Here is an 18,063-nt window from a genome sequence, read left to right as displayed (position 1 = left end):
AACCAAGCTTTGGACGCTCCCGGAAGATTAGACGAAGTCCATTTCCACCTGCAGGAATCTTTCGGCCTCCGCGATGGCTGCATTGAAGGCCTCGTTCTCCGTCGGCGACCTGCGGGGTTCGCGCGGGTTCCATTCGTGCGGGGCCGAGTGGATCCGGACAAAGCCGGCATCCGGCGGGGCGTAGAAAATTCCGAACCGCTGGACCGGCCACTCCGGCGAGGTTTCCGGAGCCACCAGCAGGGCTGCATTGAAGGCGGGATTGAACCACTGGGCGATGGGCCGGCGGCGGTCCTCGGTGAACAGCCCCGCGGCGTACAGCGCCGCTGACTGCTGCCCGGCCTGGGCACACAGGCGCTCCCACCACAGTGGCAGGATCCGGGCGTCGCACCGTTGCCATGTGGCCGGAAGTGGCGGTTGGTTCTGCCAGTTGGGCACGGGAATATTTTATCGCGGGAAGGCCCGGGAGGGCAGGGAGGCGCGTTCGCTGCCGGGCCCGGCCGTCAGCGCCGTTTCCGGTGGCCAGGGTTGAGCCGGTACAGCAGTGCTGCGCCTGCCAGCGTGCCCAGGATGATGCCCCAAGCCGGGTTGCCCACGGCCCGGCCGGCAAAATAGCCGACGACGGCGCCGAGCACGGCGCCCAGGAAAAGTCCCCGTCCGTTGCGGTGCGGTTTCCGGCTCATCGGTAGCCTTCCTGGTCGACGTTTAGTGGATTGAGGGTACCGTGCGCGGGCGGACAACCAGCCACAAGGCCCCGATGGCGAGCAGGATGCACGCGGCCTGTACCGAGCCCATGGGCGCCGCGCTCGTAATGCCCAGCCAGCCCACCACGGGGGAAATCAGTCCGGCCATGAGGAACGTGGCAGCACCAAGCAGCGATGCCGCCGTCCCCGCCTGGGCGGCGTGGCCGGCCAGTGCCAGCACCTGGACGCAGGGGAACATGAAACCCGTACCCAGAATGTAGAACCACAGCGGCACCATCACTCCCCACAGGCCCAGCCCCATGCGGTCGAACACGACGATCAGCACGGCCATCAGGAACATCCAGGCCGTGGCGCACGCCAGGATCCACTGCGGCGGGACAACCCGGATCAGGCGAGCACTGGTTTGGACGCCGGCAACAATGCCCAAGGAGTTGATGCCAAAAAGCAACCCGTACTGCTGGGCCGAGAACCCGAACACGTCCTGGAACAGGAAGGGCGACGCCGACAGGTAGGTGAACAGGCCGCCGAAATTGAAACCGGCCACCATCAGCAGCCCAACGAAGATCCGGTCGCTGAAGAGCGACTTGTACCGCTGCCGGGCGGTCATGCCGCTCTTGCCACGCTTCTCCGGCGGAAGCGTCTCGCGCACCAGCAGCAGGGCGGCCACGATGACAAGGGTTCCGTAGGTGGCAAGGAACACGAAAATTCCGGGCCAGGGCATGACCAGCAGCAGCTGTGAGCCGATCACCGGTGCCAGGATGGGGGCCAGGCCGTTGACCAGCGCCATCCGCGAAAACATCCGCACCATGGCATAACCGGAAAACAGGTCGCGAACCATGGCCATGGCCACCACGCCGCCACCGGCAGCGCCGACACCCATCAGGACACGGAAGATCCCCAGGGTGGTGATGTCCGTGGACAGGGCCGCACCCACGGAGGCTGCGATATGCAGGGCGGTGGCAAGGATCAAGGGGGTCCGGCGGCCAAACTTGTCGCTGAACGGCCCCACCACCAGCTGCCCGAACGCAAAACCCACGGTGGTGCCGGCCAGAGTCAGCTGCACCTGCGCCTCCGTCACGCCCAGGCTTGCCTCCAGTGCAGGAAAAGCCGGCAGGTAAAGGTCGATCGTGAACGGACCCAGGGCCGTCAGGGCGCCCAGGAGGAGGATGTACAGAAGCTTGCGTCGGCGGGTCAGCAGGTCGCCTGGATTGGGGGCATTGGTCACGGTCACCAATCCTAGGCCCGGTGGGGGAGGTTTTTTCAGCGTTGTAGGCCGCGCCGCCCGGCACGCCCCGGAGTTCGCCCTGAACCTGAATGGTAGTTTGGGTGGCGTGGACTGTGCGGCTGCACATTTCCGCAGTACAACGCAGGCAGTATCGACCCAGACGACCAGTAAGGCGGAACCGATGAGTGGACGTCACAGCGGGCGCACCAGTCCCGGATTGCGCATCAGCGCGCTGCCGGGGACGGCACGACTCCTTTTCCGGTTGGCCCCACGCCAGCTCAATGACGAGATCGCCTTCGCCAAGATCGAACTCAAGCGCAAAGGCATCCAGGTGGGGGTGGCCGCAGCATTCTTCGCCATCGCCCTGGTCTTCGTGGCGTTCCTGGTGGTGGGCCTGATCGTCGCCGCCATCATGGGCCTGGCCACCATCATGCCCGCCTGGCTGGCAGCGCTCCTCGTGTCCGCCGCCTTCCTGGTCATAGCCCTCGTCGGCGGCCTTGTGGGCCTGGCCAGGTTCAAGAAAGCCATGCCGCTGGTGCCGGAAGAAACCATTCGCGGCATCAAGTACGATCTCGGCGTCGCCCGCGAAGGATCCGCCTTCAACCCCGCTGTCCTGGATCCGGACAGCCCGGAGGCAAAGGCGGCGAAGGCTGCCAAGGCCGAAGCCGCCGCCAAGGCAAAGGCCGAGAAGGAAGCCAAGGCTGCCCAGCACGACCAGGAGTTCCCGCACGCTTCCGAGCCCGAGCTGGTCCGCCGGCTGAGCCAGCGCCGCCACCACCTCGCCGAGGTCCGGGATGAACTCGGCACGGAGCTGGACCTCAAGACGCAGGGCCGGTACCTGCTGGCCGCGGCCCAGGTCAAAGCCCGGGAGGGCCAGCTGCTCGCCGCCCGCGGCGCGGACGCGGCGGGGCAGCGGTTTGCCGCCGTCGCCGATTCCGCGGACCTGGCCCGCCGCTGGAAGCCGCTGGCCGCCCTTGCAGCTGCCGGTACCGTGCTGGTGGTCCTGCTCCGGCGGCTCCTGCGCGCCAACCAGGCCTGAACCGGCCCGTAACGCACAACCGAAAGACCGCGCCGCGGCGCAACAGCAAGGAGAGGGGGACGGGTGAGGTTCATTGGTGCAGGCGCCCGCCCCGGCCAGCCCCAGGTGGACCACGACCGCGTGTTCACGGTCCCCAACCTGCTCACCGTGGTGCGGTTCATGGGCGTTCCGCTCTTCATTTGGCTGGTCCTGGCCGAGCGGGAGTACGGAGCCGGAGTGATCGTCCTGGCGGTCATGGCCGGAACGGACTGGATCGACGGCTACATTGCCCGCCGGTTCGACCAAGCGTCCAAGCTCGGCCGTGTCCTGGATCCCATTGCTGACCGGCTGGCCCTGCTTGCCGTGGCCGTCACCCTGGTGATCGCCGGCGTCGTGCACTGGCTCTACCTCGCCGCGCTGGTGATCCCCGACGCCATCCTGCTGGTCCTCACGCTTTCCCTCTTCCATGGCCATCCCGACCTCCCCGTCAGCGTCGTGGGCAAGGTCAGGACCGGCCTGCTCCTGCTGGGGACGCCGCTGCTGCTCCTGTCCCGCCTGGACACCGTCGCCGCGGGCCAGCTCCTCGCTGCCGCCTGGGTGGTCCTGGTACTGGGCCTGGTAGGCCACTGGATTGCCGCCTACAACTACTTTTGGGCCATGCTGCGCAAGGGCCGAGAAGCGGAACAACATCACGGCGGTAACGGCTGATGGTGTGGTTCGCCGTCGCGCTGGCGGTCCTGGGTGCCTTCTGCCTGGCCCTCGGCGCCCAGCGGCAGGGGAGTGCAGTCAAGGCCGATACCGGCGGGCTCGCGCTGAGTTCCAACGGTTTCCTCCGCCTGCTGCGCAACCCGCGCTGGATGTTCGGGCTCCTCCTGCTGTGCCTCGGCATGGCCATGAACGCCGTGGCCCTGGTATCAGCCCCGCTGACCGTGGTGCAGCCGATTGGCGCCATTGCCCTGGTGATCACCACGGTGGTCAATGCCCGGGACCAGGACCTCACCATCAACCGGGCCACGGCGGTGTCCATCGCGGCGTGCGTCACGGGATCGGCGCTCTTCGTCCTCCTTGCCGTGAACGTGACCCAGGAAAGCCACCACGTCAGCCTTGCCGACGAGCTGACCATCGTGCTGCTGCTCGCCCTCGCGGTGGGTTTGTTCGGCACGCTGGCGGTGACGTTCAAGCACCGCATGAACGCGTTCGTCTACATCCTCGGGGCCGGTATCCTGTTCGGCTTCGTGGCGGTCCTGACCCGCATTATCGGCAAGCACCTCCTGGACCCCAACGGGCTGTTCCTGCTGAACGTGCAGTGGTACTCGGTGGTGGCCATCATCGCCGCCGGGGGCCTGGGCTCCTGGTTTGTCCAGAGTGCGTACTCCACAGGCCCTCCGGACCTGGTGATCGCCGGACTCACGGTGATCGACCCCATGGTGGGCATCGCCATCGGCGTCATCATCCTGGGCGAACTGCGCCCCGACGTCCACGCCGTCATGGCCATCGCGATGGGAACGGCGGCGTGCCTTGCTATCGTTGGGGTTATCGCCCTTTCCCGGCACCACCCGGAGGTCACCAAGCGCAAGAAGGACGCGCGGAAGGCCGCCGGCAAACCGACCCAATAGCCCGTTCCCGCACATACCTAGCAATCCCACGAGGCCGTGAGCCACCCGCGCCGGCGGCCAACCGTGCTGTCAGTTCCACGCTGCCCGCACCGTGACCATCAGGAGTACTCCATATGACCACGCCAGCCGACCAGCGCCCCCTGACCATCCTGATCGCGGCGGACACCTACCCGCCGGACGTCAACGGCGCCGCCCAGTTCGGATACCGGCTGGCCAAGGGCATGACCGCCCGGGGCCACAGCGTCCACGTCCTCGCGTCCCGCGACAGCAAGGGAAAGAGCTTCACCGAATTCCGTGCGGAAGCAACCGTGCACCGGCTCCGCTCGCACCGGGCGTTCACCCACGAGACCTTCCGCATCTGCTTCCCCTGGGAAATCAAGAAGGAAATCAGCCTGCTTTTCGACCGGGTCAGGCCGGACGTGGTGCACATCCAAAGCCACTACATGATCGGCGAGCACGTCCTCTATGAGGCCGTGAAACGCGGCATCCGGGTAGTGGCCACCAACCATTTCATGCCGGAAAACCTCAACCCCTTCCTGCCGTTCCCGCAGTGGTTCAAGGACATCATCGGCCGGGTTTCCTGGAAGGACATGGGCAAAGTCATGGGCCAGGCCGACGTCGTCACCACGCCCACGCCGCTGGCCGCCAGGGCCATGCACGAGCACGCCTTCCTGCGCAAAGTCCTGCCGCTGTCCAACGGCATAGACTCCGCCGCCTATGAGCTGCAGCCCGGCGAGCACATCGAGCCGCACGCGCACCCCACGGTGCTCTTCGCCGGCCGCCTCGCCGAAGAAAAGCACGTTGACGTGCTCATCGAAGCCATCGGCAAGACTCCGCCGGAACTGAATGTGCACCTGGAGATCGTGGGCGGCGGCGAAGTACGGCCAGCCCTCGAGGACCTGGTCCTGCGGCTGGGACTTGGCGCCCGGGTGAAGTTCCTGGGGCTGGCCAGCGACGAAGAACTGCGCAGGGCCTACATCGCGGCAGACCTCTTCTGCATGCCCGGAACTGCTGAGCTGCAGTCGCTGGTGACCCTGGAGGCGATGTCCGCCTCCACCCCCGTGGTCCTTGCCGACGCCATGGCCCTGCCGCACTTGGTGCGCGACGGTGAAAACGGCTACCTCTTCACGCCCAACGACAGTGACGATCTCGCCAAGAAGATTACCCAGGTCCTGGAACTGCCCGAGGATGAACGGCGCGCCATGGGCCGGGCGAGCCGGCAGATGGTGGAGCCCCACAGTATCCAGGGGACCCTGCAGACCTTCGAGGACCTCTACCGCGGCGCCACCTACGAGGACAAAGTGGTCTGAACCCTGTCCCGGGTTTGCTAGAGTGTTTCTGCCCTGCCGGAGCGCGGCGTTTGCGCCCGCTCCCGGGGCCGCTGGGGGCTATAGCTCAGCTGGTTAGAGCGCGGGACTCATAATCCTAAGGTCCTCGGTTCAAGTCCGAGTAGCCCTACCGCCACGGAACGACCGCGGCCGACGACCCTTGTCGGCCGCGGTCTTCTTGGTTAATGGGGCACCGTCGGGTATGTTACTGACCAGTAACATACCCGGCCGCCACCGCGCCCGGTCAGCGATGATCACCAAAGAAGGTACCCATGCCCACATCGGCAGCCGATCCCCGTGAGCTTCCCTATGCCGACGGCGACTTCTTCGCCTTCGAACAACTCCTTTCTGACAAGGAACGGGACCGGCTGGCCGAAGTCAGGGACTTCCTGGCGCGCGAGGTCCGGCCGATCGCCGTGGACTGCTGGAACCGCGGCGAGTTCCCGATGGACCTGGTACCCAAGCTTGCCGCCGTGGACCTGGTCAGCCCCGTCCGGCGGCAGGGCTACTCCAACCTCTTCGCAGGCATGCTGCACGCCGAGGCCACCCGGGCCGACGCCTCCATCGCCACCTTCCTGGGCGTGCATGACGGGCTCTTCACCGGATCCATCGAACTGCTGGCATCCAAGGAACAGCAGGACGAGTGGCTGCCCGACATTTATGCACTGAAGAAGATCGGCGCCTTCGGCCTGACTGAACCGCTGGGCGGCAGCGACGTTGCCGGCGGAACCCGTACCACCGCACGAAAAGACGGCGACCGGTGGATCCTGAACGGGGCAAAGCGGTGGATCGGCAACGCCACCTTCTCGGACTGGGTAGTGGTGTACGCCCGCGACGAGGCGGACAACCAGGTCAAGGGCTTCATGGTGGACACCACGCTGGACGGCTTCAGCGCCACAAAGATCGACAACAAGATATCCCTCCGCACCGTCCAGAACGCCGACATCGTCCTGGATAACGTGGCGGTTCCCGAGCACTTCAAACTCGCGAACGCCAACAGCTTCCGCGACGTCAACAAAGTCCTGAAGGTCACCCGCCTGGCCGTCGCCTGGCAGGCCGTGGGACTCCAGTTGGCGGCGTTTGACGTTGCCCGGCGCTACGCGGTGGAACGTCAGCAGTTCGGCCGGCCGCTGGCCTCCTTCCAGCTCATCCAGGACCAGTTGGTGCGGATCCTCGGCAACGCGGTCAGCTCCATGGGCATGATGGTCCGGTTGTCGCAGCTGGAGGACGACGGTGAGGCAAAGGATGAACAGTCCGCACTGGCCAAAGCCTTCGCCACCGCGCGCATGCGGGAGAGCGTGGCGCTGGGCCGCGGCATCCTTGGCGGCAACGGCATCGTGACCGACTTCGAGATGGCCAAAATCTTCGCCGACGCAGAGGCCATCTACTCCTACGAGGGGACGGCCGAGATCAACACCCTGGTCACGGGCCGGGCCATCACGGGCATCTCAGCCATCGTGTGATCCGCCGCCGGCTGCAGTGCTCCGGCTAGGGTGCGCCGGCCAGCGGGAGCAGGATGGACGGGCGCAGGTCCAGGACGAACTGCAGCGGATTGACATACTCCTCCCCGTTCCTGACGCCCCAGTGCAGGCACAGGGAGGCTGGGCAATGACCCGGGACCGCCGTGCCGACCATCTCGCCTGCACCCACCGGGGTCCCCACCGCCAGTGTGCTTTCCACCGGTTCGAAGCTGCTCCGCAGGCCGCCCCCGTGGTCGATGGTGATCACCGGCCGGTCCACCACGACGCCCACGAAACTCACCGTTCCCGGCGCAGGCGAGACGACGCCGGTCCCGGCCGCGGCTGCATCAAGGTCGACGCCGCGGTGCCCGCTGAGCCACGGTTTTGGCGGCGGGTCGAAGCCCCGGAGCACCTTCGGCCGGGGAGCCAGCGGCCATAGCCAGGATGGCCTGGCACCTGCTTCGGCTGCCGTCGTCGTGCTGCCCGGTTGGAGCACTGCCGGCCCGCCGGCGTCGTCGGCGCCGGCCGGAACGGGCCCGCCGGGCGAAGGCTGCCCGGCGGACGCCAGGGATGCCGGCAGCAGCAGGAGCGCGGCCAGGAGGACGGGTGGTTTCATGCCACCAGCCTGCCCCGAGGCCCAGGGTGGGGGCAGGGCCCGCAACAGCTATGTGGATAAGCTCCCCGGGGACTGCCTGGACTGTCCGGCGCGCATGGGTCCCTGTAGTACACTTGATGGAGCAGTTTGCTGCGCCCTCAACGCTTCCCGTCCCAGTGGTTCACCCCCGCGGTGCATGCCCCTGTCCGGATTGCGTCGGCACATCTCATTCAGGAGTGTGGGGGAGCAGCGGCTGACTACGCGCATCCAGGCCTCCGGGACCCAACGCCACGGCGTTGACCTTGGAGGACCGGGCTTCCTGCGGTCAGGGCTATCGTCCTGATGGGAAGGCCGGAGGATGCCAGGAGCAACGCCCGTCCGGGCCGCGCTGATCAACCGTCAACTGTTGGCAGGGTAAGAAGCCTTCGGGGTTTCTCATGAATGACCTGCCGGAAAATAAGGAGCGTCGGAATGCCCGTCGTAACCATGCGCCAGCTGCTTGACAGCGGCGTCCACTTTGGACACCAGACCCGCCGTTGGAACCCGAAGATGAAGCGTTTCATCTTCACCGAGCGCAACGGCATCTACATCATCGACCTGCAGCAGTCGCTGTCCTACATCGACCGCGCCTACGAGTTCGTCAAGGCCACTGTCGCCCACGGCGGCACCGTGCTGTTCGTCGGTACCAAGAAGCAGGCCCAGGAAGCAATCGCAGAGCAGGCAACCCGCGTGGGCCAGCCCTACGTGAACCAGCGGTGGCTCGGCGGTATGCTGACCAACTTCCAGACTGTCGCCAAGCGCATCCAGCGCATGAAGGAACTCGAAGAGATCGACTTCGACGACGTCGCCGGTTCCGCGTACACCAAGAAGGAGCTCCTGCTCCTCAAGCGTGAACTGACCAAGCTTGAATCCAACCTCGGTGGTATCCGCAACCTGACCAAGGCTCCGTCCGTGCTCTGGGTTGTCGACACCAAGAAGGAACACCTCGCCGTTGACGAGGCCAAGAAGCTGAACATCCCGGTTGTTGCCATCCTGGACACCAACTGCGATCCCGACGAAGTCGACTTCCCGATCCCGGGCAACGACGACGCCATCCGCTCCGTGAACCTCCTGACCCGCGTTGTCGCCGACGCCGTCGCCGAGGGCCTCATCGCCCGCAACAACCGCGGCACCGGAACCACCGAAGCTCCGGAAGAGCCCCTGGCCGAGTGGGAGCGCGAGCTCCTCGAAGGCAACAAGGCAGAAGCTGCTGCTCCGGCCGAGAACGCTGAAGCTCCGGCCGCCGAGGCTCCCGCCGCTGAAGCTCCCGCCGAAGAGGCTCCCGCCGCTGAAGCTCCCGCCGAAGACGCCAAGTAACACACACGTCAATCCGGATTCTCCGTCCTGTCCTCAGGCGGAGCTGCTGACAGGATGGCAGCCCACACCCGTGGGCTGCCGTCCTGTCGGTCCGTACACCACCAAACATTTCTAGACAGAGGGGTTCACATGGCGAACTACACTGCCGCTGACATCAAGGCCCTGCGCGAGCGCACCGGCGCCGGCATGATGGACGTCAAGAAGGCTCTTGACGAAGCCAACGGTGACGCCGAAAAGGCCATCGAGATCATCCGCATCAAGGGCCTGAAGGGCGCTACCAAGCGCGAAGGCCGCTCCACCGCCGAAGGCCTGGTGGCCGCAAAGGTCAGCAACGGCGTCGGCGTCATGATCGAGGTCAACTGCGAGACCGACTTCGTTGCCAAGGCTGACAAGTTCATCCAGCTGGCCGACAAGGTCCTGGCCGTCGCCGTCGAGTCCGGCGCTGCCGACCTCGAAACCCTGCTCGCCACCGACGTCGACGGCAAGCCGCTGTCCGAGGTCGTCGTTGAAGAGGGCGCCATCCTGGGCGAGAAGGTTGTGGTTCGCCGCATCTCCCGCATCGAGGGTGCAACGGTCGACGCTTACCTGCACAAGACCTCCAAGGACCTTCCGGCCCAGGTCGGCGTGCTGTTCGCCGTTGACGGTGAAGGCGAAGCCGCAGCCACCGCTGCCCACGACGTCGCCGTCCACATCGCCGCGATGGCTCCGAACTACCTCACCCGTGAGGACGTTCCCGCCGATCTCGTTGAGTCCGAGCGCCGCATCGCCGAGGAGACCGCCAAGGCTGAAGGCAAGCCCGAGGCAGCCCTCACCAAGATTGTTGAAGGCCGCGTGACGGGCTTCTACAAGGGCGAGGTCCTGGTTGACCAGGCATTCGCGAAGGACGCCAAGAAGTCCGTGGCACAAATCCTCGAAGAGGCCGGTGTCAAGGGAACTGCGTTCACGCGTTTCCGCGTCGGCTCCTAGTCGAAACTGCAAGGGGTGGCCACTTCGGTGGCCGCCCCTTTTGCATGCGCCCAATCCGCTGGAATCGCAGCGGCAAGCGCGGCCGGTTCCGAGCACTGGACCCGGCAGGATACCCTTTTTTCAGAATCACCAACGGGAAGGCATCATGGAAGCCGTCAACACTGACATGCATTCAGAGAAGAGCAAGCGGCGGGTCCTCCTGAAGCTCTCCGGCGAGGTCTTCGGCGGCGGGAAACTGGGTGTCGATCCCGAGACCGTCCGCGACGTCGCCAAGCAGATCGCAGCAGCCGTTCCGCAGGTCGAGGTGGCCATCGTGGTAGGTGGCGGCAACTTCTTCCGCGGCGCAGAACTGTCCCAAAGCGGCATGGACCGCTCCCGCGCCGACTACATGGGCATGCTGGGAACCGTCATGAACTGCCTCGCCCTGCAGGACTTCCTGGAGCAGGCCGGAGTGGAAACCCGCGTCCAGAGCGCCATCACCATGGGCCAGGTGGCCGAGGCCTACATTCCGCGCCGTGCCATCCGCCACATGGAAAAGGGCCGCGTGGTCATCTTCGGCGCAGGCGCCGGCCTGCCCTATTTCTCCACCGACACGGTGGCCGCCCAGCGGGCCCTGGAAGTCCACGCCGACGTCGTCCTGATGGCCAAGAGCGGGGTGGACGCCGTCTACACGGCAGACCCCAAGAAGGACCCCAGTGCCGAGCGCCTGGAAACCCTCAGCTACGACGATGCATTGCGCCGCGACATCCGGGTCATGGACCAGACTGCCATGACCATGTGCAAGGACAACGACCTCTCGATGGTCGTCTTCGGCATGGAGGGTGAAGGCAACGTCACCCGCGCCATCCTCGGCGAGAAGCTGGGCACGCTGGTCACCGCCTAGCTCCGGCTAGGATGATTTCAGGACAGTTCAGTCCCCGCCTGCGACGGCGGGGACTGAAACAGCAACAGAGAACCACGTGAGTGCAACCGGCGCGATCGGACTGCACCAGACCGTCAGGAGAGACCGTGATCGAAGAAACCTTGCTCGAAGCCGAAGAAAAGATGGACAAGGCGGTAGAGGTAGCCAAGGAAGACTTCGCTTCCGTCCGCACCGGCCGCGCCAACCCCGGCCTCTACAACAAGGTCCTGGTGGAGTACTACGGCTCGCCCACGCCGCTGCAGCAGCTGGCCTCGTTCGCCATCCCGGACGCCCGCACCATCCTGATCACCCCGTTCGACAAGACCGCACTCCGGGACATCGAACGCGCCCTGAGCGACTCCGAGGTTGGCGCCAATCCGTCCAACGACGGCAACGTCATCCGGATCACCATTCCTGAGCTGACCAAGGAACGCCGCAAGGAATACGTCAAGATCGTCAAGACCAAGGGCGAGGACGCGAAGATCTCCATCCGCAACATCCGCCGCAAAGCCAAGGAAACCCTTGACCGCCTGGTCAAGGACGGCGAAGCCGGCGAGGACGAAGGCAGCCGCGCCGAGAAGGAACTGGACAGCCTCACCAAGGCCCACGTGGACGGCATCGACGAACTGCTCAAGCGCAAGGAAGCAGAGCTGCTCGAAGTCTGATGGGCCAGGCAGATCAGGCCCCCGCCCCACGGGCCCGCACACGGGGGAAGCAGCCCAGGAGCAACCCGACGCCGAAGGCCGGCCGGAACCTTCCCGCCGCCGTCGTGGTGGGCCTGGCCATGCTGCTTGGCGTGCTGGGCGGCCTGCTGTTCCTCCCGCTGGCGTTCGTAGCGATCGTTACCGCCTTCGCCGTCTTCGGCGTCTGGGAAATCTACCGTGCGCTGGAGGCCAACGGGACCAGGATGCCCATCGTGCCGGTCATGACCGGCACGGTCGCCCTGCCGTTCGCCGCCTACTTCGGCGGCATTGAGAGCCAACTGTTCGCCCTGCTCCTCAGCGCCGTGGCTGTCCTGCTGTGGCGGTCGATCGAAAGCGCGGCAGGATCAGCCAACAGCATCTTCGCCGGCGTCTTCACGTTGGGCTGGGTTCCGTTCTTCATCAGCTTCGCAACACTGCCGCTGCACGCGGCCGGGACCATCCCGCTGGGGCTGTGGCCAGGCGGCCTGGCCCCCATCGGCGCCTGGGAGATTGCGGTCATGCTCCTGCTGGTGGTCTCGAACGACACCTTCGGCTACCTGGTGGGGGCATCCCTCGGTAAGCACCCCATGGCACCCAAGATCAGCCCCAAGAAGTCCTGGGAGGGCTTCGCCGGATCGGTGGCCGGGGCCATGCTGATCGGCGTCCTGGCGGCCATCTTTGTGCTGGACAAGCCATGGTGGGTAGGCGTGGTCCTCGCGGTGGGCACAGTGGCCGCCTCCACGGCCGGGGACCTGGCCGAGTCCATGGTGAAGCGTGAACTGGGGGTCAAGGACATGAGCAGCATCCTGCCCGGCCATGGCGGCGTGATGGACCGGCTGGACTCCATCGTCTTCGCCTCACCCGTGGCCTTCATCCTGTACGGACTCGTGGCGGGCGCCTGAGGGATGCCCGTGACACACAACGGGACCGGACGGTTGCACCCTCCCCGGCACCTTAAACTAGTGCGGAAGCACTACGGCTGAAGAGCATTGAAGGAATTGAAGTGGCATTGGACATTCATCGGCAGATCCCTGCGTCCTTTGAGCGCGTGCAGCGCAGTGAGTACGGGTACAACGCCAAGCAGGTGGACCAGTTCCTGCAACGGGCCCGGGTCTCGCTGGAAACCCCGGAGACCGCAGGTGAGCCCGTCAACAGCGCGGACGTCAGGGCCGTGTCCTTCGATCCCGTCAAGGGAGGCTACTCCGCCGCTGTGGTGGACGCCGCGCTGGACCGGCTTGAAGACGCGTTCGCCCGCCGCGAGCGGGATGAGCTGATTGCCGCCCGCGGCGAGGAGGCCTGGCTGCGCGAAATCGGAAGCCTTTCGGGCATCCTCCGGGGACGGCTGCACCGGCCGGACGGCGAGCGGTTCCGCAGGCCCACCAAGAAGAAGGCCCGCAGCTACAACACGGCCGACGTCGACCGGTTGTGCCGCGAACTCGTCGCCTACCTGGAGCAGGACAAGCCGCTGAGCGTGGACAGCGTCCGCCGCGCGGTCTTCCGCCCGGCGGTGGGCCGCGACGGCTACGAAGAATCCCAGGTTGACGCCTTCCTGGACCGGGTGGTCGAGCTGATGGCGGCCATCGACTAACAAACCGCTCCCTGGCGGCCGCTTAGTCCCCGGCCGGAGGGGTGGGGGAGAGCGGACTGAACCGCCGCCACACCTCCCGGTAGCTGCGGTAGCCGCGCACGGCGGATAACGCCAGGAACGCGGCCCCGCACACAGCTCCCGCCACCGTTGCCGCCGCAATGCCCGCGCCCGCAAGCGACACCAGCAGCCCGGCAAAGATGGCAATCAAGGCAGCGTTCGCCGTCGTCATGAAAATCATGCTGCTGCCGGCCACGTGGCTGAACGTGCCGCGGTTGCCGAAGAAATAGTACGTCTGGACGGATCCGGCCTCGTCGTCGTGGGAGGACGCCATCAGGTAGGGTGCCACTCCGGGATCCAAGTCCACATACGCGGCCCGCAGGCGGTTCATGGCAGTGACGTACATCAGGTCCTCGTGGGCCACGTTCATGACCCGGAGCTGGGTCAGCAGGCCAATCGCGGTGTCGATGAACAGCACCACCACGGCCAACAGTACGAAGGCCTCCGAGAATCCCGTCGCCTGGCCCACCAGGGCAACACTGACGACGCTCGCGGAGGTGAACGTCAGGAACATGCTGATCCGCGTCAGGACCTCGCTTTGGGCGGTGCTGCGGGATGCCAGCAGGCCCCAGTGTTCCGTGGCGAGCAGCTGCGCCCGTACGGAGGAGGGGGCTGGGCCTTGCCGGCGGGACGGCCCGCCGTCCTCGATGGACATGGCGTTATTGTCCACCCGATCACCGTCCGGTTGCCAGCGGCCTTTCCGGGGTGTGCAGGCGCGTCATGGTCCGCGGCATGGTTGCCGGAACGCGGTGTGCCGTGGCCCTGGAGACGAGGACCATGACGGCGAAGGCCGTGGGGACGCTCCAGGCGGCAGGCTGGGCGAGCCACGCCGGCGTCTGCCCGGAACCGGCCAGCGCCAGCGAGCCGGCGATCATCGCCCCGCCGCAGAGCACGCCGCCCGTCACCATGCCGGCGATCGCCCCGGTGTCCGTCAGGCCGCGCCACCAGATGCCCAGCAGGAGCACCGGGCACACCGTCGAGGCAGTAAAAGCGAACACCAGTCCCACGCTCCCGGCCAGGGCCAGGGAATCGGTCATGAGGGCAAAGCCCAGCGGCACGACGGCGGACACGACGGCGGCGAGCCGGAACCCGCGGACGCTTCCGCCCAGGACGTCCTGGCTGATGACGCCGGCCAGGGAGACCACCAAGCCAGAGGTGGTGGAGAGGAACGCGGCGAAAGCCCCGGCCACCACCAGGGCGGAGAGCAGGCTGCCCGCCGTGCCGCCCACGAATTCGCCGGGCAGCCGCAGGACCATGGCGTCGGGCTGGCCGGAACGTGCCAGGTCCGGGGCGAACATCCGCGCCACCAGGCCGTACGCGGTGGGGAACAGGTAGAACACCGACAACAACCCCAGGACGATCAGCGTGGTGCGCCTGGCCGTGTGCCCGTCCGGGTTGGTGTAGAAACGCACCAGCACGTGCGGCAGCCCCAGCGTCCCGAAGAGCAATGCCACCAGCAGGGAAACATTCTGGTACGGTCCCGCGGGGGCGGCCCCGGTGGGGTTGACGGCGGCCGGGGCCAGCGGCTGCGCGCCGTGGCCGGCCAGCACGAACATGATGAACAGGATGGGCACGGCCAGCGCCGTCAGCTTGAGCCAGTATTGGAATGCCTGCACGAACGTGATGGACCGCATCCCGCCGGCCGCGACGGTCAGGCAGACCACCACCACGACGGCCACCGAACCCACCCAGGACGGCAGGCCCGTGGTGATGCGGATGGTCAGGGCCGCGCCATGGAGCTGCGGCACGATGTACAGCCACCCGACCATCACCACCACCAGGCTGGTCACCCTCCGGACGGTCCGTGACGCCAGCCTGGACTCGGTGAAGTCCGGGATGGTGTACGCCCCTGACCGGCGCAGCGGCGCCGCAACGAAAAGCAGCAGCATCAGGTAGCCCGCGGTGTAACCCACGGGGAACCACAGGGCGTCGGTCCCTGACAGCAGGATCAGTCCGGCCACGCCAAGGAAGCTGGCGGCGGAAAGGTATTCGCCGCCGATCGCGGACGCGTTCCACCAGGGGCGCACCGTCCGGGAAGCCACGTAGAAATCCCCGGTGGTGCGCGAGATGCGCAGCCCGTAAAACCCGATGATTGCCGTGGCAAGGGACACCACCGCGACCGCGGTGATGGCGACCCCGGCGTTCACTGCAGCATCCCCGGGGCGTCCTGTACCGCCGGGTTCATTGTTCGCCGGCCAGGTCGCGGTAGCGCGCCTCATTGCGGGCCGCGCTCCTGACGTACAGCCACGCGCTCAAACCGATTACCGGGTAGATGCCAATACCCAGCAGGAGCCAGTCGAAAGGGATGCCGGCGATCGTGTTGTCGGCAAGGCCCGGAACTGCGACAAGGACCAGCGGGAACGCGGCCAGGATGAGCAGGAAGCCGCCGGCGACAACCAGGGCCAGCCGCAGCTGCGACCGGATCAGGGAGCGCACGAAAACCTGGCCAACCTCGGAGTCCTGGGCGGCTTCGCGTGATTCCAGCGGGCGTGGTCCGCCGCGCCCGGGGTCGCCGGGGGAGGCGTGCGGGGCGGTAACCCGGACCCTGGTCATGCGTGCGGCCTGATCCGGGTGGCTTCCAGCTTCTCGCGCACGATCGGCAGGTGGCGCCGGCTGATGGGCAGCCCTGCCCCGGCCACGGTCACACGAGGCCCGTCGGCAGCCAGCTTCATCGAGGACACATGCTTCAGCGCCACCAGGTAGGAACGGTGCGTCCGGATGAATCCGGCATCCGCCCACTGCTGTTCAAGGTCGGCCAGGGGCACCCGGATGAGGTAGCTGGCATCGGCCGTGTGCAGGCGGGCATAGTCGCCCTGCGCCTGGACATACGTGACATCGTCGCGCCGGATCATCCTGGTGGTCCCGCCCTGGTCCACCGTGATCATCTCCGGTGCGCTGCCGCCGTCGCGCAGTTCGCTGATCCGGCCCACGGAGCGGGCCAGCCGTTCGGTCCGGACGGGCTTAAGCAGGTAGTCGATGGCGGCCAGTTCAAACGCTGCCAACGCGTGGTCCTCGTCGGCGGTGACGAAGACAACAGCCGGGGGATTGCTGCTCCGGGCAATGAAGCCGGCGATGTCCAGGCCGGACACGGCGGGCATGTGGATGTCCAGGAAGACCGCATCGATGCCGCCGCCGGCCAGCGCTGCAAGGGCTTCCGCGCCGGACGTTGCCCGCAGCACCTTGCCGATGCGCTCATCCCTGCCCAGCAGGAAAGCCAGTTCCTCAACGGCGGGCAGCTCATCATCAACGACGAGGACGTTAATCATGCTCCTAGGGTACTTCCAGCGGCGGGAGCCGCTTCACGCGTCATGGCCGGGCTGGGACTTGGGCACCCGCATGGTGATCAGGGTTCCCTCGCCCGGCGCTGTTTCCACCACCAGCCCGTGGTCGTTGCCGTACACCTGCCGGAGCCGGGCGTCGACGTTCCGCAGCCCCACGTGGTCCCCGTCGGTGTGGCCCGCCAGCACGGACCGGAGCTGTTCCGGATCCATCCCCACGCCGTCGTCCTCGATGGTGACTTCGGCGAAGGCGCCTGCGTCCTCGGCGGTGATGCTGATGTGTCCGGGCCCCTCTTTGGCCTCAAGCCCGTGCCGGACGGCATTCTCCACCAGCGGCTGCAGGCTAAGGAAGGGGATGACGGTGCTGAGGACCTCGGGGGCTACGCGCAGGCTGACCTGGACGCGTTCGCCGAACCGGGCCCGTTCCAGCAGCAGGTAGCGGTCGATGCAGCGGAGTTCTTCGGCAAGGGTGGTGAAGTCCCCATGCCGCCGGAAGGAGTAACGGGTGAAGTCGGCGAACTCCACCACCAGTTCCCTGGCCCGCTCCGGGTCCGTGTTGATGAACGAGGCGATGGCGTTCAGCGAGTTGTAGATGAAGTGTGGGCTGATTTGCGCGCGCAGCGCCCGAACTTCCGCCTCCATCAGCAACGTGCGGGAGGCATCCAGCTCCGCGAGTTCCACCTGCACCGCCACCCAGTCGGCCACTTCCCCCGTGGCCCGGACGAGGCCTGCGCCGGCGCTGGGGGCGAATGCCGCGACCGCGCCCACCACCCGGGTGCCGGCCCGCACCGGGGCGATAACCCCGGCCAGGGGGCCGCCGGTTCCCTCCGCCCCTGCCGGAAGCACGGCCGCCCGGCCGGATTCCATGGCCCCGGCGGCGAGCTGCATCAGCCGCGGCCTGATCTCCTCGGCGCCGCCGTCCCAGGCCAGGACGCCGGACGTGTCGGTAATGGCCAGCGCGTCGCAGCCCAGCAGGGAGCGGAGCTGGCGGCCGGCCTTCGCGGCTCCTGAGGGGTTCAGGCCGCGGCGCAGGTGCTGGCCTGCCTGGGAGGCAGCGTGCAGTGTGTGGTACGTGGCGCGCTCGGCGTCGGTGCCCAGCTCTCGGAAGGAACGGAGCACCTTCAGGCCCACGCCGACGACGACGGCAATGGCCATGGCGATCACCGCCACTGCCGCGGCGGTCAGGAGGGGGGAGTCCGGCATGGTGCCCAGCGTAGCGGCGGGTGCCGTTTGCCGCAGCATCGCAGCCGTTGAGCGACCCCGCGCCGTGTAGTTCTGGAATACCGCGCCG

At 66.9% G+C, this 18,063-nt stretch carries 20 protein-coding genes and 1 tRNA gene; 12 read left to right on the top strand and 9 right to left on the bottom strand.

Features of this window, described 5'->3' with window-relative positions:
- Positions 1-27 precede the first annotated feature (27 nt).
- The 3 genes from ACFVVC_RS13280 to ACFVVC_RS13270 form a co-directional block, all read right to left on the bottom strand.
- Positions 28-435: a hypothetical protein gene (locus ACFVVC_RS13280; RefSeq protein ID WP_285248156.1), complete on the bottom strand. Its 408-nt coding sequence runs from the start codon at positions 433-435 to the stop codon at positions 28-30.
- A gap of 65 nt (positions 436-500) precedes the next feature.
- Complete coding sequence (locus ACFVVC_RS13275) at positions 501-680, bottom strand: glycine zipper 2TM domain-containing protein (protein ID WP_387453836.1); 180 nt, start codon at positions 678-680, stop codon at positions 501-503.
- Between the two features lie 22 nt (positions 681-702).
- Entirely contained in the window at positions 703-1,926 is a 1,224-nt protein-coding gene (locus ACFVVC_RS13270) for a multidrug effflux MFS transporter (protein WP_387453833.1), read from the bottom strand.
- A gap of 181 nt (positions 1,927-2,107) precedes the next feature.
- On the opposite strand from ACFVVC_RS13270, the gene ACFVVC_RS13265 reads away from it, so the two are divergent.
- From ACFVVC_RS13265 to ACFVVC_RS13240, 6 genes are all read left to right on the top strand, one after another.
- Positions 2,108-2,965, top strand: coding sequence for a phage holin family protein (locus ACFVVC_RS13265; protein ID WP_387453830.1), 858 nt, complete (start codon positions 2,108-2,110; stop codon positions 2,963-2,965).
- A 63-nt stretch (positions 2,966-3,028) separates the two neighbouring features.
- Positions 3,029-3,652, top strand: coding sequence for a CDP-alcohol phosphatidyltransferase family protein (locus ACFVVC_RS13260; RefSeq protein WP_387453827.1), 624 nt, complete (start codon positions 3,029-3,031; stop codon positions 3,650-3,652).
- Positions 3,652-4,560, top strand: coding sequence for a DMT family transporter (locus ACFVVC_RS13255; RefSeq protein WP_387453824.1), 909 nt, complete (start codon positions 3,652-3,654; stop codon positions 4,558-4,560). The genes ACFVVC_RS13260 and ACFVVC_RS13255 overlap by 1 nt, the downstream gene beginning before the upstream one ends.
- Before the next feature lie 113 nt (positions 4,561-4,673).
- Positions 4,674-5,870, top strand: a complete 1,197-nt coding sequence (locus ACFVVC_RS13250; protein WP_387453821.1) for a glycosyltransferase — start codon at positions 4,674-4,676, stop codon at positions 5,868-5,870.
- A 74-nt stretch (positions 5,871-5,944) separates the two neighbouring features.
- Positions 5,945-6,018, top strand: a tRNA-Ile gene (locus ACFVVC_RS13245).
- Between the two features lie 142 nt (positions 6,019-6,160).
- Positions 6,161-7,351, top strand: coding sequence for an acyl-CoA dehydrogenase family protein (locus tag ACFVVC_RS13240; protein WP_387453818.1), 1,191 nt, complete (start codon positions 6,161-6,163; stop codon positions 7,349-7,351).
- Between the two features lie 25 nt (positions 7,352-7,376).
- On the opposite strand, the gene ACFVVC_RS13235 is transcribed toward ACFVVC_RS13240, so the two are convergent.
- The gene (locus ACFVVC_RS13235) at positions 7,377-7,964 is read right to left on the bottom strand and encodes a M23 family metallopeptidase (protein WP_387453815.1); all 588 of its coding nucleotides are present in this window, start codon (positions 7,962-7,964) and stop codon (positions 7,377-7,379) included.
- Between the two features lie 450 nt (positions 7,965-8,414).
- On the opposite strand from ACFVVC_RS13235, the gene rpsB reads away from it, so the two are divergent.
- The 6 genes from rpsB to ACFVVC_RS13205 all read left to right on the top strand — a co-directional run bounded on the left by rpsB (position 8,415) and on the right by ACFVVC_RS13205 (position 13,437).
- Positions 8,415-9,299, top strand: a complete 885-nt coding sequence (gene rpsB / locus ACFVVC_RS13230) for a 30S ribosomal protein S2 (RefSeq protein WP_387453813.1) — start codon at positions 8,415-8,417, stop codon at positions 9,297-9,299.
- Between the two features lie 129 nt (positions 9,300-9,428).
- Positions 9,429-10,265, top strand: coding sequence for a translation elongation factor Ts (gene tsf, locus ACFVVC_RS13225; protein ID WP_018763429.1), 837 nt, complete (start codon positions 9,429-9,431; stop codon positions 10,263-10,265).
- 145 nt (positions 10,266-10,410) lie between these two features.
- The gene (pyrH, locus tag ACFVVC_RS13220; protein ID WP_018763430.1) at positions 10,411-11,148 is read left to right on the top strand and encodes a UMP kinase; all 738 of its coding nucleotides are present in this window, start codon (positions 10,411-10,413) and stop codon (positions 11,146-11,148) included.
- A gap of 125 nt (positions 11,149-11,273) precedes the next feature.
- The gene (gene frr / locus ACFVVC_RS13215; RefSeq protein WP_018763431.1) at positions 11,274-11,831 is read left to right on the top strand and encodes a ribosome recycling factor; all 558 of its coding nucleotides are present in this window, start codon (positions 11,274-11,276) and stop codon (positions 11,829-11,831) included.
- Positions 11,831-12,751 (top strand): phosphatidate cytidylyltransferase, encoded by a 921-nt coding sequence (locus ACFVVC_RS13210; RefSeq protein WP_387453808.1) that lies wholly within the window; start codon positions 11,831-11,833, stop codon positions 12,749-12,751. The genes frr and ACFVVC_RS13210 overlap by 1 nt, the downstream gene beginning before the upstream one ends.
- A 101-nt stretch (positions 12,752-12,852) precedes the next feature.
- Positions 12,853-13,437 carry a DivIVA domain-containing protein gene (locus ACFVVC_RS13205; protein ID WP_387453805.1) on the top strand — a complete coding sequence of 195 codons (585 nt, stop codon included), beginning with the start codon at positions 12,853-12,855 and terminating at the stop codon, positions 13,435-13,437.
- Positions 13,438-13,459: 22 nt separating this feature from the next.
- Here the strand turns inward: ACFVVC_RS13205 and ACFVVC_RS13200 are convergent, their stop codons facing one another.
- From ACFVVC_RS13200 to ACFVVC_RS13180, 5 genes are read right to left on the bottom strand one after another with little or no spacing between them, the layout of a single operon-like run.
- Positions 13,460-14,149, bottom strand: a complete 690-nt coding sequence (locus ACFVVC_RS13200; RefSeq protein WP_387453802.1) for a hypothetical protein — start codon at positions 14,147-14,149, stop codon at positions 13,460-13,462.
- Positions 14,150-14,168: 19 nt separating this feature from the next.
- On the bottom strand, positions 14,169-15,641 hold the full coding sequence (locus tag ACFVVC_RS13195; protein WP_387453799.1) for a cation acetate symporter: 1,473 nt from the start codon (positions 15,639-15,641) through the stop codon (positions 14,169-14,171).
- Between the two features lie 34 nt (positions 15,642-15,675).
- Entirely contained in the window at positions 15,676-16,047 is a 372-nt protein-coding gene (locus tag ACFVVC_RS13190) for a hypothetical protein (RefSeq protein WP_387453796.1), read from the bottom strand.
- A complete protein-coding gene (locus ACFVVC_RS13185) occupies positions 16,044-16,760 on the bottom strand; it encodes a LytR/AlgR family response regulator transcription factor (protein ID WP_387453793.1) in 717 nt (238 codons plus the stop codon). Before ACFVVC_RS13185 ends, ACFVVC_RS13190 begins: the two co-directional genes overlap by 4 nt.
- A 33-nt stretch (positions 16,761-16,793) precedes the next feature.
- Positions 16,794-17,975 (bottom strand): sensor histidine kinase, encoded by a 1,182-nt coding sequence (locus tag ACFVVC_RS13180; RefSeq protein ID WP_387453790.1) that lies wholly within the window; start codon positions 17,973-17,975, stop codon positions 16,794-16,796.
- Positions 17,976-18,063: the final 88 nt, after the last annotated feature.

Origin of the sequence: Pseudarthrobacter sp. NPDC058196 (genome assembly GCF_042882685.1) — a bacterium.
In the GTDB taxonomy this organism is placed as follows: Bacteria; Actinomycetota; Actinomycetes; order Actinomycetales; family Micrococcaceae; genus Arthrobacter.
This window is presented reverse-complemented; position numbering and strand designations above follow the sequence as displayed.

Excerpts from the sequence above, each read along its gene's own strand:
- ACFVVC_RS13275 (WP_387453836.1), bottom strand. The coding sequence starts at position 680 with ATGAGCCGGAAACCGCACCGCAACGGACGGGGACTTTTCCTGGGCGCC.
- ACFVVC_RS13265 (WP_387453830.1), top strand. The coding sequence starts at position 2,108 with ATGAGTGGACGTCACAGCGGGCGCACCAGTCCCGGATTGCGCATCAGC.
- ACFVVC_RS13255 (WP_387453824.1), top strand. The coding sequence starts at position 3,652 with ATGGTGTGGTTCGCCGTCGCGCTGGCGGTCCTGGGTGCCTTCTGCCTG.
- ACFVVC_RS13250 (WP_387453821.1), top strand. The coding sequence starts at position 4,674 with ATGACCACGCCAGCCGACCAGCGCCCCCTGACCATCCTGATCGCGGCG.
- ACFVVC_RS13240 (WP_387453818.1), top strand. The coding sequence starts at position 6,161 with ATGCCCACATCGGCAGCCGATCCCCGTGAGCTTCCCTATGCCGACGGC.
- ACFVVC_RS13235 (WP_387453815.1), bottom strand. The coding sequence starts at position 7,964 with ATGAAACCACCCGTCCTCCTGGCCGCGCTCCTGCTGCTGCCGGCATCC.
- rpsB (WP_387453813.1), top strand. The coding sequence starts at position 8,415 with ATGCCCGTCGTAACCATGCGCCAGCTGCTTGACAGCGGCGTCCACTTT.
- tsf (WP_018763429.1), top strand. The coding sequence starts at position 9,429 with ATGGCGAACTACACTGCCGCTGACATCAAGGCCCTGCGCGAGCGCACC.
- pyrH (WP_018763430.1), top strand. The coding sequence starts at position 10,411 with ATGGAAGCCGTCAACACTGACATGCATTCAGAGAAGAGCAAGCGGCGG.
- ACFVVC_RS13210 (WP_387453808.1), top strand. The coding sequence starts at position 11,831 with ATGGGCCAGGCAGATCAGGCCCCCGCCCCACGGGCCCGCACACGGGGG.
- ACFVVC_RS13200 (WP_387453802.1), bottom strand. The coding sequence starts at position 14,149 with ATGTCCATCGAGGACGGCGGGCCGTCCCGCCGGCAAGGCCCAGCCCCC.
- ACFVVC_RS13190 (WP_387453796.1), bottom strand. The coding sequence starts at position 16,047 with ATGACCAGGGTCCGGGTTACCGCCCCGCACGCCTCCCCCGGCGACCCC.
- ACFVVC_RS13185 (WP_387453793.1), bottom strand. The coding sequence starts at position 16,760 with ATGATTAACGTCCTCGTCGTTGATGATGAGCTGCCCGCCGTTGAGGAA.
- ACFVVC_RS13180 (WP_387453790.1), bottom strand. The coding sequence starts at position 17,975 with ATGCCGGACTCCCCCCTCCTGACCGCCGCGGCAGTGGCGGTGATCGCC.